Consider the following 13904-nt stretch of genomic DNA (forward strand, 5'->3'; position numbering starts at 1 on the left):
TCACACCACCTTCCACGTCATCACCGGGCTTGTCCCGGTGACCCCGCTTTCTTGAGGCGCCCCGCTGCATCGGGGCGGCCTGCACCTTGCCGGCCATGACGGGGAGAGGGCGTCATGGCAGAGAAGGTGCAGGCCGGGAGCGAGACCGGGGCCCGCGCACCGCGTCGGACATATGGCGCCCATCACTCCGCCGGCCTTGGCGAAGGAGCCCCGCCGCGCCACTTTGGGCCTGTCGTCGAATCGCATCCGCTCAGAAACGAGAACAAAGGATCCAAGCAATGGCCCAGCATCCTGCAATCGCCGCCGGCCGCGTCGCCGTCGTCACCGGAGCCGCGAGCGGCATCGGGCTTGCCGCCGCCCGGCGATTCGCGGAACTCGGCATGAGGGTCTGCCTGGCGGATCTCGAAGGCGAGGCGCTCCGGCTCGCCGCCGAGGAGGTGGCCGGCCTCGCCGGCAGCCCGGACCACGTGCTGGCGGTCGCGACCGATGTCAGCCGGCTGGAGCAGGTGGAGAATCTCCGCGAGACGGTTCATTCCGCCTTCGGCGAGGTGGCCGTTCTGATGAACAATGCCGGGACCGAGGGCGGCGGCGAGATGTTCGGCGATCCGCAGCGCTGGCGCGCCATCCTCGAGACCAACCTCTGGGGCGTCATCAACGGCGTCCAGGTCTTCGCCCCCGCCATGATCGGCCAGAGCAGCCCGGGCGCCATCATCAATACGGGATCGAAGCAGGGCATCACCACGCCGCCCGGCAACACCGCCTACAACATCTCCAAGGCCGGCGTGAAGGTCTTCACCGAGGCGCTGGCCCACGACCTGCGCAACCGGCCCGGCTGCCGGGTCACGGCGCATCTCCTCATTCCGGGCTTCGTCTATACGGGCTTCACCCGGGCGCGGGGCATTGCCGAAAAGCCGGCCGGCGCCTGGGCGCCGGAGCAGGTGGTCGACTTCCTGCTGCCGGCCCTGGAACGGAACGATTTCTACGTGCTCTGCCCGGACAACGAGACCACCCGCGAGACGGACGAGAAGCGCATCCGCTGGGCCGCCGAGGACCTGATCGAGAACCGTCCGCCGCTCTCGCGCTGGCACCCCGACTACAAGGAGGCCTTCGCCAAGGTGATGGAAGGCTGAGCGACCGTGGGTGCCTCGTCCATGCCCTTCGATCCGGCCGCCTTCCGGGAAGAGATCGGGACCATCCTGAACGCGCATGCCCAGGCGTTCGGCGTGCCGCAGGACCGGCATGCGCTTCTGCGCCGGCAGATCGCGGACCGGGACGCTCTTCACGCCCGCGGGACGTGGCCCGGGCATGTCACCACCTCGGCGTTCATCCTCGATCCCGCCGGCCGGCGGATCCTGCTGATCCATCACCGCTCCCTCGGGCGCTGGCTCCAGCCCGGCGGCCATTACGAGCCGCCGGACGATCTGCCCGGGTCTGCCCTGCGGGAGGCCGTGGAGGAAACCGGGCTGCACGGTCTCGTGATCGATCCTTGGCATGAGCGGACGGGCCTTCCCGTCGATATCGACAGCCACCGCATCCCGGCGCGTCCCGAGCGGAACGAACCGGAGCATTGGCATCACGACATCCGCTATGTGGTGCGGGCAACGGAGCCCGGCGCGCTCCGTCCCGATCTGCGGGAGGTGCACGGTGCGGCATGGCGCGACGTTGCGGACCTGGAGGCGATCGCCCCGCAGGCCCTGCGGAATATGCGCCGGCTCGGACTGGCCCACCCCTGACAAAGGCAGGGGCCGTGCTTACATCCTCCTCCAGCACGCCTTCAAGGAGCCATGCCATGAATGATCAGGAACGCCAGGTCATCAGCGACATCTTCCGACGCCTCGAGCAGGTGGCGGACCAGCCGCGCGATCCGGAGGCCGAGCGCTTCATCGCCGAGAAGCTGCGCCAGCAGCCCTATGCGCCCTATGCCCTGGCCCAAGCCGTCTTCGTCCAGGAACAGGCCCTGGGCAATCTCCAGGCCGAGAACGAGCAGCTGCGGGCCGAACTCGACCGGGCGAGCCGCCAGCCCCAGCAGGGCGGCTTCCTGTCCAGCATCTTCGGCGGCGGCGCGTCGCGTCCGCCGGGACCGGCCTACAACACGCCGCCGGCCCGCCAGGCCTCGCCCTGGGGCCAGCCGCAGCCCTATCCGCAGCAGCAGCCCTATGGGGCTCCGCAGGGCGGCATGATGGGCGGAGCGCCCGGTCCCTGGGGCGGCGGCATGCAGCGCGGCGGCGGCTTCCTCGGAACCGCCCTCTCGACCGCGGCGGGCGTCGCGGGCGGCATGATGATCGCCAACGCCCTGACCCATGCCTTCAGCGGCGACAACAATCCGTTGAACGACGCGTCCTCCCTGGCCGGCCTGGGCGGGGCCGATCAGGTGGCGGACAATGCCAATCTCGGCGGCATCACGGATTCGCTCTACCAGAATCAGGACCCGCAGGACGACCAGGGCGGCCAGGACGATTTCTCCGACTTCGGCGGCGATGGCGGCGACGAAGGGGACTGGACTTGAGGATTCCTCGGCGATGATCGCGGAAGCGCCCGCCCTCCGGCGGGCGTTGTCGTGTCAGTGGCCGGCCGTTGTCGAGAAGACGTTGATGACCAGAACGCCCGCCAGGATGAGCGCCATGCCGGCGAGCGCGGGCAGGTCGAGCGGTTGCCGGTAGATCAGCCATCCCGCGAGGGCGATCAGCACGATGCCGACACCGGACCAGATCGCGTAGGCGATCCCGATCGGAATCGTGCGCATGGTCAGGGACAGGCAGTAGAAGGCGAGCCCGTAGCCGACGACCACGATGACCGACGGCCAGACGCGCGTGAGGCCCTCCGATGCCTTGAGGGCCGATGTCGCGACGACCTCGCTGACGATGGCGGCAAAGAGAAAAGCATAGTTCATGGCATCTTCCGTTGACCTAGAGCATCGGACGGACCCAGAGGGCCGCGTCAGCGACCCGAAGGGCCACGCCAGTGACCCGAAGGGCCGCGCCAGCGAAAAGTGGATCCGGTTTTCGCTGGCGCGGCCCGCTGGGTCCGTTCTGACCGATGCTCTCATTCAAGAAGAACGCATCGGATGGATCCCAAAAGGGCAAGTCCACTTTTCACGTCCGATGCTTTAGTCATGCCGCCTTACATCGGCCTGCGGGCGATTCCCAAAAGCGAATGGCCGGGACGAGCCCGGCCATCGCAACGTCCCGCAAATGTCGCGCGGGACGCGATCAGATCACGATCACGGTCGTTCCGACCTTCACGCGGTTGTAGAGATCGACCACGTCGTCGTTGAGCATGCGGATGCATCCGGACGAGACGGCCTGGCCGATGGTGTGCGGCTCGTTGGTGCCGTGGATCCGATAGAGGGACGAGCCCAGATAAAGCGCCCGGGCTCCGAGCGGGTTGTCAGGCCCGCCTTCCATGAAGCGCGGAAGGTCGGGGCGGCGGCGCAGCATCTCGGCCGGCGGACGCCAGGACGGCCATTCGCGCTTCATGGACACGGTCTTGCGCCCGCTCCATTCGAAGCCTTCGCGGCCGACGCCGATGCCGTAGCGGATGGCCCGGCCGCCGTCCTGCACGAGATAGAGGAATTTGTTGTTGGTATCGACGATGATCGTGCCCGGACGCTCGGCGCCGCGATACGACACGAGCTGGCGCTGGAACTCCGGCGCGATCGCGTAGTCGATGCTGTTGTCGTAGCCCGTGCCGTTCCCGTAATCCTGCGGCAGGGATCCGACGACGCTGCCGGTGGTGCGCACGTCATACGGGTAGCTTGCCACCTGCTCGGCCTGATAGGCGCGGGCGACCGGGCGCGTCGCGCGGGGATCGTTCTCGGCATAGCCGTCTTCCGTGCGGGCATAGGGATAGTCGTAGCCCGGGGAGACATAGGTGTTGCCGTAGAAATTGCCGCTCCGGTAGACGGGCTGCGCGGAAGCTGCAGCCGGGAGGAGGGCGGCCAGAAGCAGTGCAGAGCAAGAGGTCCAAGCGCGCATCGAAGTATCCTGTCTAGCTGTTTTGCAGAATAAACCGGAAGCGCGGCTTTTGTTTCCGCCAAGCTGGCGGAATTTAAGCTGGGACCGGCGGATCGCTTTCCTGTCGATGCTCCGAAAAGAGGGGTGAAGGCGCGCGGAAAGTGCTGTAAGAGCCGTGCTTCTCGACGGCGCTCATTCCGGACGCCGTCTCCACATCGTCGTGACATCATGAAATTCGGTCCCGCCCTGCGGGCGGCCGCGGGCATCGCGGTTCTGTCCATCATGGATGCGGTCATCAAGGGGATGTCCGCCCATTACCCGACCTTCCAGGTCGCCTTCCTGCGCTTCATGTGCGGCAGCCTCGTGGTCGCCGGCGTCGTCGCCGTCCTGAAGCCGGGCTGGCCCAACCGGGAGACCGTCGCGGCCAATGCGATCCGGTCCGTGATCGCGGTCGTCACGGCGCTGAGCTTCTTCTATGCCCTGGGACAGCTTCCTCTCGCCGAAACCCTCGTCCTGTCCTTCCTGTCGCCCATGTTCATCGCCCTGTTCGGGATGCTGATGCTGCGCGAGAAGGTCGACGGCCGGATCGTGGGCGCCATCGCCATCGGGTTCCTCGGGACCCTCGTGGTGGTGTTCGGCCAGACCGGGGAGACCGGGGCGGCCCGGTCCTGGGCGGGCGTCGCGGCCGCCCTGGTATCCGCCATCACCTATGCGCTGAGCCTGGTGCTCCTGCGCCAGCGCGCGCAACGGGACAAGTTCCTGCACATCGTGATCTTCCAGAACATCGGGCCGTTCATCCTGGTGGCGCCGTTCGGTCTCTGGGCCTGGCAGCCCCTGAACACCGCGCACCTGCCCTGGTTCCTGCTCATGGGCGTACTCGGGGTGATCGGCCACGTGCTGATGGCCACCGCCTATGCCAAGGCCCAGGCGGCAAGGCTTGCCCCGCTCGAATATACGGCCCTGATCTGGGCGGTCCTGATCGGCTACGGGGTGTTCAGCGAGGTCCCGACCTGGGCGACCCTCGGCGGCGGCATCCTCATCGTGGCGGCCGCCATGCTGACGTCCCGGCGCTGAGGCGGCCGGCCCGGAGCGCCGGCACGACGGTTCGTCGGCGGCGCCTGCCCGGTCTGAAAGGATCGCACCGGGCCTCTAGGAGGAGCCAAGGGGAACTTTCTGCCATCGTCCCTGGGCAGGTCTCTTGACTCCCCTGACGCATATGCCTATCTCGCCGCCAGCGTTGGCACTCCTCCAAGGACAGTGCTAACAGCGAAGAGACCAGGGGCGGCCAGAGGGGCCGCGCCCATCGTCAAAGGGGAAGTTCCATGAAGTTCCGTCCGCTGCACGACCGCGTCGTCGTCCGCCGCATCGAAGCCGAGGAAAAGACGGCCGGCGGCATCATCATCCCGGACACCGCCAAGGAGAAGCCGCAGGAAGGCGAAGTCGTCGCCGTCGGCCCCGGCGCCCGTGACGAGAGCGGCAAGGTTGCTGCCCTCGACGTGAAGGCCGGCGACCGCGTCCTGTTCGGCAAGTGGTCCGGCACCGAAGTGCGGATCGACGGTCAGGACCTCCTGATCATGAAGGAATCCGACATCATGGGCATCGTCGGCTAACCGGCCGCCATCGCCCTGATCGCAAGACTTTTCCAATTTAACTGGAGGCATAGCCCATGGCTGCCAAAGACGTTAAGTTCTCCTCCGACGCCCGCGACAAGATGCTCCGTGGTGTCGACATCCTCGCCGATGCCGTGAAGGTCACGCTGGGTCCGAAGGGCCGCAACGTGGTGATCGAGAAGTCCTTCGGGGCGCCGCGCATCACCAAGGACGGCGTCACCGTCGCCAAGGAGATCGAGCTCTCCGACAAGTTCGAGAACATGGGCGCCCAGATGGTGCGCGAAGTGGCCTCGAAGACCAACGACATCGCCGGTGACGGCACCACCACGGCGACGGTTCTGGCCCAGGCCATCGTGCGCGAGGGCGCCAAGGCGGTGGCCGCCGGCATGAACCCCATGGACCTCAAGCGCGGCATCGATCTCGCCACCGCCGAGGCCGTGAAGGACATCCAGTCCCGCGCCAAGAAGGTCGCCTCGTCCGAGGAAGTGGCCCAGGTCGGCACGATTTCCGCCAACGGCGACAAGGACATCGGCGAGATGATCGCCCATGCCATGCAGAAGGTCGGCAATGAGGGCGTGATCACGGTCGAGGAGGCCAAGACGGCCGAGACCGAGCTCGACGTCGTGGAAGGCATGCAGTTCGACCGCGGCTACCTCTCGCCGTACTTCATCACCAACGCCGAGAAGATGGTGGCCGAGCTCGAGGATCCCTACATCCTTATCCACGAGAAGAAGCTCTCCTCGCTCCAGCCCATGCTGCCGATCCTCGAGGCCGTGGTCCAGACCGGCAAGCCGCTCCTCATCATCGCCGAGGACGTGGAAGGCGAGGCTCTCGCCACGCTCGTGGTCAACAAGCTGCGCGGCGGCCTGAAGATCGCCGCCGTGAAGGCTCCGGGCTTCGGCGACCGCCGCAAGGCCATGCTCGAGGACATCGCCGTCCTCACCGCCGGCCAGACGATCTCCGAAGACCTCGGCATCAAGCTCGAGACCGTCCAGCTCCCGATGCTCGGCCGCGCCAAGCGCGTCCGCATCGAGAAGGAAAACACCACGATCATCGACGGCGCCGGCCAGAAGGCCGACATCGAGGCCCGCGTTTCGCAGATCAAGGCGCAGATCGAGGAGACCACCTCGGACTACGACCGTGAGAAGCTCCAGGAGCGTCTGGCCAAGCTCGCCGGCGGCGTCGCGGTGATCCGCGTCGGCGGCGCGACCGAGGTCGAGGTGAAGGAGAAGAAGGACCGCGTCGACGACGCCCTGAACGCCACCCGGGCCGCGGTGGAAGAAGGCATCGTCCCCGGCGGCGGCACGGCTCTGCTGCGCGCCAAGGCTGCGGTGGCCAAGCTCCAGAGCGACAACGCCGACGTGAATGCCGGCATCAAGATCGTGCTGCGCGCTCTCGAGGCTCCGATCCGTCAGATCGCCGAGAACGCCGGCGTCGAAGGCTCGATCGTTGTCGGCAAGATCGGCGACAACACGAAGTCCGACACCTTCGGCTTCAACGCCCAGACGGAAGAGTTCGTGGACATGCTCCAGGCCGGCATCGTCGATCCGGCGAAGGTCGTCCGCACGGCTCTGCAGGACGCGGCTTCGGTCGCCGGCCTGCTCGTCACCACCGAGGCCATGGTGGCCGAGGCTCCCAAGCGCGAATCCGCTCCGGCCATGCCGGGCGGCGGCATGGGCGGCATGGGCGGCATGGACTTCTAAAGGGTCCGATTCGGGCCGCCCCTTCCTGAGGGAAGCTCAAGTCCGGCAGGCCGGACTTGAGTGGCGGCATGGACTTCCAAGAAGTCGCTCCAACAGCACTGACGTAAGGGAAGCCCCGGAGGAAACTCCGGGGCTTTTCTTTTGTGCTCCAGCGCACAGCGAATTGCTAAGGTTATCGAAACACTATATCACATGGAACTTGAAGCAACGGAGCGTGCCGTGACCGTCTATGTGATCGACGAAACCCGTCCTCTGCCGCCGACGACGAAGGACCGCGAGACCGCGCTTCAGCTGCAATCCGACGATACGGTGATCCTGGCGGATGGTTGTTCCATCAGTGCCTCAGGATGGGGCTCGTTCGGCATCAGCGGCGAGCGCAACACGTTGCTTCTGGATGGGACCGTTCAGAGCGAGAAGGATACGGCGGTCGCCATATCGGGGCGGATCGAGGTTTCAGCGACTGGATCGGTCCTGGGTTCGACGACCGCGATTACGTTCGCAACCCCGAATGAAGAGCATTGGTTCAATGTGCTCAACAATGCCGGGAGAATCCATGCAGAAGGCGCGGCGATCCTCCTCGACACGACGAGAGGGACTCAGACCAGCATTACGAATTCCGGCACGATCGTGGGCGGAGACGGCATCTATTTCTATGGGTACGATGCCCCGGACGACACCCTGTCGATCACCAATACCGGCCTGATCAGGGGCGACACTGCCATATTGGGCCTCGGTATGGGATCCAATATCGTGGTCAACAAAGGTGAAATCGACGGGAAGGTCGTCCTCGGCGGCGGCGCCTGGCTGTCCCCGCGCGGCCCCTCGGTGAATATCTATGACGGACGAGGAGGAATCCTGAAGGGCGAAGTGATCTTCAGCGCCGGAAACGACATCGCCTATGGGGGCGACGGATCCGAAGCGTTCAACATGGGCGCCAACACCAATTTCGTCGACGGGGGAGGCGGCATCGACACGCTGCACGTCGCTGGCACCATCGATCTCAGGATCACCGGCAAGCAGCAGACCAATCCGTTCACCTGGAACACCGTCCGCAACATCGAGGATCTCATCGGGAGTTCGTTGCCGGATCATCTCATTGGCAATGGAGCCGACAACAGGATTTCAGGGGACCGGGGCCACGACATTCTCGAAGGAGACGGGGGCGATGATGCCCTTGAGGGCGGAACCGGAAGCGACGCATTGCTCGGCGGCGATGGCGTCGATGTCGCGATCTTCAGCGGCAACTTCTCCGACTACGTCCTTGAGAAGCATACCAATGGCAGCGTCTCTATAAAGGACACACGGTCGGAATCGAACGAAGGCACCGACTCGCTCACCGGCATCGAGTACGCTCAGTTCTCCGATCGAACGATCGCCCTGACCGCGACGACGAACTCGGCTCCGACCTCCGTCAGCCTCGACGACACGAGCATCGAGGCGGACGCCAAGTCCGGCGCGCTCGTCGGGCGTCTGAGCGGCGTCGACCCGGACGGGGACCCGCTCGGCTACTTCCTCGCGGCCAATCCCGGCGGGCACTTCCGCATCCACGGCGACCAGCTTCTCGTCGACACGCCCTTCGCGGCGGGCGATCAATCCTTCGACATCGTCGTGCGGGCGAGCGACCCCAAGGGCGCGTCCCTCGACAGGCATTTCCTCATCACGGTCACCGCGAGCGGCGTGACGGTTGCTCCCACGGACCACCCGTCGCAGCCCGTTCCCGTCCCGGAGGCGCGCGTGCTCCGGGGCGGCCGGGCGGCCGACATTCTCAAGGGCGGCGACGGCGATGACCACCTCAACGGCGGGCTCGGACGGGACAGGCTGACCGGCGGCGCGGGCGACGACGTGTTCGCCTTCACGACGAGACTCGGCGCGGCGAACGTGGACCGGATCGGCGATTTCGTCTCTGCCGAGGATGCGATCCATCTCTCGTCCCGGATCTTCGGACGGCTTGCCAAGGGGGTCCTGTCGGACGAGGCGTTCCATATCGGCGCGAAGGCCGCCGAGGCCGACGACCGCGTCCTCTACAACGAGAAGACCGGCGCCCTGTCCTACGATGCGGACGGCATGGGCACCCGCCATGCTGCGATCAAGTTCGCGCAGCTCATCCCGCACACCCTGCTCGCGGCCGGCGACTTCCTCGTGGTGTGATCGCTCGTCCGGTCCCGAGCCGTGAAAAAGGCCCCGGATTCCTCCGGGGCCTTCGTCATCGGAGTCGCGGTCTAGAGCCTCGGACCCAAAAGTGGACACCACTTTTGGGATTCATCCGAGGCTCCCTCTCTTGACCGGCGCATCGGACCCAAACCTGGGTCCACTAATCACGTCCGGTGCTCTCACGATCAGGCGGCGGACTTGAGAAGCCCTTCGGCCTCAAGGGCCTGCTGCACACTCGGGCGCGCCGCGATGCGGGCCTGGAAGGCCTGCAGGTGCGGGAACGGCGAAAGGTCGACATTGTGGAAGTTCGCCCAGTTCACGACCGTGAAGAGATAGGCGTCCGCGATCGTGAAGGTCTCGCCCATCAGGAAGGGCTGCCGGGCGAGAGCCCCGTCCAGATAGGCGAACCGGGCCGCGAGGCGCTCCTTGGTGGCAGCCTTCACGGCGTCCGGCGTGGCCGGGTTCCACAGAGGACCGAAGCCTTTGTGGATCTCGGTGCTGACGAAGCCGAGCCATTCGAGCAGGCGGTAGCGCTCCACGGTCCCGGGGCGCGGCACGAGAGCCGTGTCGGGCTGCTGGTCGGCCAGATACTGGACGATGGCGCTGGCCTCGGTGAGCACGGAACCGTCCTGCAGGCCGAGCGCCGGCACATAGCCCTTCGGGTTGATGGCGGCGAAGTCCGCCCCGGTCTCGGTGGTGCGGTTGGCGAGATCGACCTTCTCCAGGGTGACGGGAATGCCGGCCTCCCGGGCGACGATGTGAGGCGCGAGCGAGCAGGCGCCCGGATAATAATAGAGCTTCATGGGTCTTCTCCAGGGTTGAAGGGCAATCAGGCCGCGGCCTCGAGGGAGGCCCGGGCGGGGGCAAGGCTCAGGGGGCGCGAGGGCTTGAGGGCATAGGCGCCGTCGCCGAGAAGGGCTTGTGCAACGGACAGGACGATCAGGTAAAGCGGATATTCCCAACCGCCGCCCTGAGCCGAGAAGACCCAGCCGTTGCCCGCGTGCACCCAGGCGGCGCCGAACAGGACCGGCAGCAGGCCCAGCGCCACCCAGCGGCTCTGCACGCCGAGCACGAGCAGGATTCCGCCGATGAACTCGGCCAGGAACGTGGCGTAGGCGAGGGCGCCGGGCAGGCCGAGCGATTCGAAGTATTGCGCGGTTCCTGCGAGGGTGAAGGTCATCCACTTCAGGACGACGCTGTGAGCGATATACATGATTCCGAGCGCGACGCGCAGGAGCAGGGCCGCATAGTCGGAAGCGGACGGATGGGCGAGTGGCATTGCAATTCTCCATGCAAGTGCATAAAGTTTTGATGCAGATGCATCGATCCGTCAACTTATATGCATTTGCATTGAATCAAGGAAGGGTTTGCCCGCATGCAAGAGCCGTCCGCCGCCGTCATCAAGGCCTGGGGGCGCCTGATCCGGGCCGAGCGCACCGTGGTGGGGCGCATCGAGGCGGAGCTGAAAAGCGCCGGCTTTCCGTCGCTGCACTGGTACGACGTGCTGCTGGAGCTGAAGCGTGGGCCGGACGGGCGGCTCACGCCGCGCGAGATCGAGGCGGCTGTGCTGTTCGAGCAATACAACCTCTCCCGGCTTCTCGACCGCATGGAAGCCGACGGGCTCGTGCGCCGCATTCCGTTTCCCGGCGACAGGCGGCGGCAGCTCGTCGAGATCACCGAAGCGGGACGAGCCCTGCAGGAGCGCATGTGGCCGGTCTATGGCGGCGCCATCAGCCGCTTTTTCGGGGAGAAGCTCGGAGAGAAGGAGGCCGGGCAGCTGTCGGGCCTGCTGCTCAAGCTGTTGCAGGCCGAGAATACCTGAGGCTCGAAGAACGAACTGGACCGAAGGACGTTCATGAGAGAAGACGGCTAAGTTCCGGCGGCCGACGAGGGATCACCCGTGAAACCGACCATCTTCTCCTTTCCCATGCCGCGGCGCAGCCTTCTTGCCGTCCTTCTCCTCCTCGGCGCGGCAGTTCAGATCGCGGGCTTTCCTCCGGCCCGGGCGCAGTCCGCCTCGTCCGCCCGCTCCAGCTCGGCGTCCATCCGCACGCCGGACTTCGACGAGAGCGTCCGCTGGTACCAGGATATGCTCGGGTTTCGGCTGCTCGGGAGCCAGAGCCTGGTTCCCGGCCGCCAGGCCGTGCTGGAGCGGAGCGGCTTCCTGCTGGAGATCACAGAGGTCGATCACGTGCTGGAGGCGGACCGGGATCCCCATGCCACGGGCAATGTCGCCGTGACGCCGTTGCCGGTCATCAGCTTCCTCGTCGCCGACGTGGACAAGGAGGTCCAGCGCCTCCGCAAGGCCGGAGTCGAGATCCTGCAGAATCCCGAAGACGAGCTTGACGGCCGCTATCGCACGGCGCAGATCCGCGACAACGGCCGGCACCGGATCGAATTGCGGGAGCCCGTCGACGAGAACGGCTTCAACGCGATGGGGCGCTGATAGAAATTTTCCATCCTTGGGAATAATCCCAAGCCCGGCGTGTCTCTCATGTCGTGGCCATCACAGGCCTCAGGAGGACACCCATGAAGCTGTTTCTGCGTCCGGCCGTCCTGGCAGGAGCCCTCGTCGCTGCAACCGTCGCGCTTGCTCAATCCTCTGCCCCCGCCAAGGTGGCGGATACGAGTAAGGGCAAGGCCCTCGTCGATGCCAAGGGCATGACCCTCTACACCTTCGACCGCGACAGCGCCGGCAAGTCGGCCTGCAATGGGCAATGCGCCCAGAACTGGCCGCCGCTGATGGCGGGCGGGAGCGCGGCCGCCTCGGGCGACTGGAGCGTGGTCACCCGCGACGACGGGACCAAGCAATGGGCCTACAAGGGAAAGCCGCTCTATCTCTGGGTCAAGGACACCAAACCGGGCGAGGTGACCGGCGACGGCGTCAACAATGTCTGGCATGTCGCGGCCCCCTGAACCTTGCAGGAGCAGCCCGTTCATCGTTGAATGACGCGGCCAGCTGAGAGTCGCCCTTGGACGAGATCGCTTCCCTTCTCGAACCGCTGATCCCGGGCCTGCGCCGGTACGCCTGGGCCCTCCTGCGCGATGGCGAGGCGGCGGACGATCTCGTCCAGGATACCCTGGAGCGTGCGATCAGCCGCTGGAACCAGCGGCGCGACGGCGATCTGAGAGCCTGGCTCTTCACGATCCAGCGCAACCTGTTCATCAACAGCCTTCGCCAGAGGAAGGTGCGCGGCACACCCGTGGGGGAGGAGGTCCTGAACGATGTCCAGTCTCCCGACATGAGCCCCGAGGGCCATGCCGGTCTGCGCGACGTCCTGAAAGGGCTCGAGGCTCTTCCGGAGGAGCAGCGCTCCATCCTGCTGCTGGTGGGCGTCGAGGATCTGTCCTACGAGCAGGCCGCGCAGGTGCTCGGCGTCCCGCTCGGCACCGTCATGTCACGCTTGAGCCGGGCGCGGGCGCGATTGAGAGATTTCATGGAACACGGGCGCGGTGCCGCCTTGAGGAGAGTGAAGTGACGGGCGAGCGACCCATCGGAGAGGACGATCTGCAGGCCTTCGTCGACGGCCGGCTCTCCGCTTCGCAGCGCGAGTCGGTGAGGGCGTATCTCGCCGATCATCCGGCGGCGGCCACGCAGGTCGAGCGCGAGATCGAGCAGCGGGACGCCTTGCGCGCGCGCCTCGCCTTCAAGGCGCAGGAGCCCATTCCCTCACGTCTTCGCGTCGCCAACCTCCTGGCTGCCCGCCGTCGCACGCCGTTGATCCGTCCTGCGGCGTTCGCCGCCGCACTGGCATGGCTTGTCATCGGGGGAGGCCTGGGAGCCTGGGGCGGCATCTGGTGGAGCGCCCGGGCTTACAGGCAGGCAGACGCCATGACCGTCGCCGACAACGCCATCGCGGCGCATCGCATCTATGTGAGCGAGCGCCTGCACCCCGTGGAAGTTCCCGGCGATCAGGAGGCGCATCTCGTGCAATGGCTGTCGCGGCGCGTGGGCAAGCCGCTGACGGCGCCGAATCTGAACGCCCAGGGCTATCGTCTCATCGGCGGGAGGCTGCTTCCCGACAGCGGCGAGGCAGCAGCGCTCTTCATGTACGAGAATGCGGGCGGCAGCCGCCTCACGCTCTATGCCCGGTCGCGCGAGAATGAGTCCGAGACGTCCTTCCGCTTCGAGGAACAGGACGGCGTCTCGGCCTGTTCCTGGATCGACAACGGATTGTCCTACGTGGTCACGGCCAAAGCGGATCGCGCCCAGCTCCTGCCGATCGCCGAGGCGATCTACAAGCAGTTGGAGGCGGCAGGCGACCCCGCGAAGAGCCGCCTGTAGGGATCTGGCAGCCGTCAGCGCACCGTGCGAAAAAGTGGACCCGGCTTTTCGCAGTCAGCGGTGCGCCGGCCAAGAGGGGAGCATCGGGTTGATACCCTCCCCACGTCATGGCCGGCCTTGTGCCGGCCATCCCGATGCGGTGAGGCGCGGCGCCTCGAACAATCGGGATCACCGGCACAAGGCCGGTGATGACGTGGTGGTG

16 protein-coding genes are annotated in these 13904 nt (G+C 66.3%); 12 read left to right on the plus strand and 4 right to left on the minus strand.

All coding sequences use genetic code 11. From position 1 onward, the window contains the following. Positions 1-278: 278 nt before the first annotated feature. From OCW50_RS00845 to OCW50_RS00855, 3 genes are read left to right on the plus strand one after another with little or no spacing between them, the layout of a single operon-like run. Entirely contained in the window at positions 279-1130 is an 852-nt protein-coding gene (locus tag OCW50_RS00845; RefSeq protein ID WP_262296101.1) for an SDR family NAD(P)-dependent oxidoreductase, read from the plus strand. Positions 1131-1151: 21 nt separating this feature from the next. Beyond that, positions 1152-1733: an NUDIX hydrolase gene (locus OCW50_RS00850; RefSeq protein ID WP_262296102.1), complete on the plus strand. Its 582-nt coding sequence runs from the start codon at positions 1152-1154 to the stop codon at positions 1731-1733. Between the two features lie 56 nt (positions 1734-1789). Beyond that, on the plus strand, positions 1790-2506 hold the full coding sequence (locus tag OCW50_RS00855; protein WP_262296103.1) for a DUF2076 domain-containing protein: 717 nt from the start codon (positions 1790-1792) through the stop codon (positions 2504-2506). Between the two features lie 54 nt (positions 2507-2560). Here the strand turns inward: OCW50_RS00855 and OCW50_RS00860 are convergent, their stop codons facing one another. Continuing rightward, positions 2561-2941: a DMT family transporter gene (locus OCW50_RS00860; RefSeq protein WP_444547389.1), complete on the minus strand. Its 381-nt coding sequence runs from the start codon at positions 2939-2941 to the stop codon at positions 2561-2563. 268 nt (positions 2942-3209) lie between these two features. Next, a complete protein-coding gene (locus tag OCW50_RS00865) occupies positions 3210-3974 on the minus strand; it encodes a L,D-transpeptidase (protein ID WP_262296105.1) in 765 nt (254 codons plus the stop codon). A 207-nt stretch (positions 3975-4181) separates the two neighbouring features. Between OCW50_RS00865 and OCW50_RS00870 the strand changes: the two genes are divergently transcribed. The 4 genes from OCW50_RS00870 to OCW50_RS00885 all read left to right on the plus strand — a co-directional run bounded on the left by OCW50_RS00870 (position 4182) and on the right by OCW50_RS00885 (position 9414). Continuing rightward, a complete protein-coding gene (locus OCW50_RS00870; protein WP_262296106.1) occupies positions 4182-5027 on the plus strand; it encodes a DMT family transporter in 846 nt (281 codons plus the stop codon). A 248-nt stretch (positions 5028-5275) separates the two neighbouring features. Next, positions 5276-5563, plus strand: coding sequence for a co-chaperone GroES (gene groES, locus OCW50_RS00875; protein WP_262296107.1), 288 nt, complete (start codon positions 5276-5278; stop codon positions 5561-5563). 56 nt (positions 5564-5619) lie between these two features. Further along, positions 5620-7266 carry a chaperonin GroEL gene (gene groL / locus OCW50_RS00880; RefSeq protein ID WP_259060208.1) on the plus strand — a complete coding sequence of 549 codons (1647 nt, stop codon included), beginning with the start codon at positions 5620-5622 and terminating at the stop codon, positions 7264-7266. A 192-nt stretch (positions 7267-7458) separates the two neighbouring features. Next, complete coding sequence (locus OCW50_RS00885; protein ID WP_262296108.1) at positions 7459-9414, plus strand: calcium-binding protein; 1956 nt, start codon at positions 7459-7461, stop codon at positions 9412-9414. A gap of 188 nt (positions 9415-9602) precedes the next feature. On the opposite strand, the gene gstA is transcribed toward OCW50_RS00885, so the two are convergent. Beyond that, positions 9603-10220 carry a glutathione transferase GstA gene (gene gstA / locus OCW50_RS00890; protein ID WP_262296109.1) on the minus strand — a complete coding sequence of 206 codons (618 nt, stop codon included), beginning with the start codon at positions 10218-10220 and terminating at the stop codon, positions 9603-9605. A gap of 26 nt (positions 10221-10246) precedes the next feature. After that, a complete protein-coding gene (locus OCW50_RS00895; protein ID WP_262296110.1) occupies positions 10247-10696 on the minus strand; it encodes a DoxX family protein in 450 nt (149 codons plus the stop codon). A 96-nt stretch (positions 10697-10792) separates the two neighbouring features. Here OCW50_RS00895 and OCW50_RS00900 point away from each other — a divergent pair, with 96 nt between their 5' ends. The 5 genes from OCW50_RS00900 (at position 10793) to OCW50_RS00920 (ending at position 13702) form a co-directional block, all read left to right on the plus strand. After that, positions 10793-11239, plus strand: coding sequence for a MarR family winged helix-turn-helix transcriptional regulator (locus tag OCW50_RS00900; protein WP_262268450.1), 447 nt, complete (start codon positions 10793-10795; stop codon positions 11237-11239). Positions 11240-11317: 78 nt separating this feature from the next. Then, positions 11318-11863 carry a VOC family protein gene (locus OCW50_RS00905; protein WP_262296111.1) on the plus strand — a complete coding sequence of 182 codons (546 nt, stop codon included), beginning with the start codon at positions 11318-11320 and terminating at the stop codon, positions 11861-11863. Between the two features lie 83 nt (positions 11864-11946). Then, complete coding sequence (locus OCW50_RS00910) at positions 11947-12333, plus strand: COG4315 family predicted lipoprotein (RefSeq protein ID WP_262268452.1); 387 nt, start codon at positions 11947-11949, stop codon at positions 12331-12333. Between the two features lie 56 nt (positions 12334-12389). Then, positions 12390-12896, plus strand: a complete 507-nt coding sequence (locus OCW50_RS00915) for an RNA polymerase sigma factor (RefSeq protein ID WP_262268453.1) — start codon at positions 12390-12392, stop codon at positions 12894-12896. Beyond that, entirely contained in the window at positions 12893-13702 is an 810-nt protein-coding gene (locus OCW50_RS00920) for an anti-sigma factor family protein (protein ID WP_262296112.1), read from the plus strand. Before OCW50_RS00915 ends, OCW50_RS00920 begins: the two co-directional genes overlap by 4 nt. Positions 13703-13904 lie beyond the last annotated feature (202 nt).

Origin of the sequence: Microvirga sesbaniae (assembly GCF_025460805.1) — a bacterium.
Lineage (GTDB): Bacteria > Pseudomonadota > Alphaproteobacteria > Rhizobiales > Beijerinckiaceae > Microvirga > Microvirga sesbaniae.